1 protein-coding gene is annotated in these 427 nt (G+C 37.0%); it reads right to left on the bottom strand.

What is annotated here, in order from left to right; translation table 11 throughout:
- Positions 1-427 (bottom strand): hypothetical protein (locus ABR854_RS25845; protein WP_350268737.1); only part of this gene is annotated, 427 nt, incomplete at both ends.

The raw sequence follows: 427 nt of genomic DNA, 5'->3' as shown, positions 1-427 counted from the left end.
TAATACTACATTTGTACCTATTGGTATATTGGATACTGTATTGCCTGATAACGTACCTAAATTACTTGATACTGTACCATTTGTTGCACTAAAGCTTACACTGTATGTCCCATCTCCGTTACATACAGCTTGGCCTACACTCAAATTTGATACTTGAGTACATATATTGGGTACTGGACAAATTGGTGCTGTTACTAACATTTGTGTTACCTCTCCACAACTTGAAGTTGCTGTTAAAGTCACATTACCACTACTTACCACAACTGTGTTTCCACTTACTACTCCATTGTTTACACCTACTGTACCTGTGCTACTAAATGTAACAGTATAACCTGTGCTATTACATACTATGTTCTGTATTGTTAATACTGGTTTTGTACATGTTACACACGCAGGTGCTGTTACTGATATCACCTGTGGTGTATTG

Origin of the sequence: Emticicia sp. W12TSBA100-4 (assembly GCF_040253585.1) — a bacterium.
Lineage (GTDB): Bacteria > Bacteroidota > Bacteroidia > Cytophagales > Spirosomataceae > Emticicia.
This window is presented reverse-complemented; position numbering and strand designations above follow the sequence as displayed.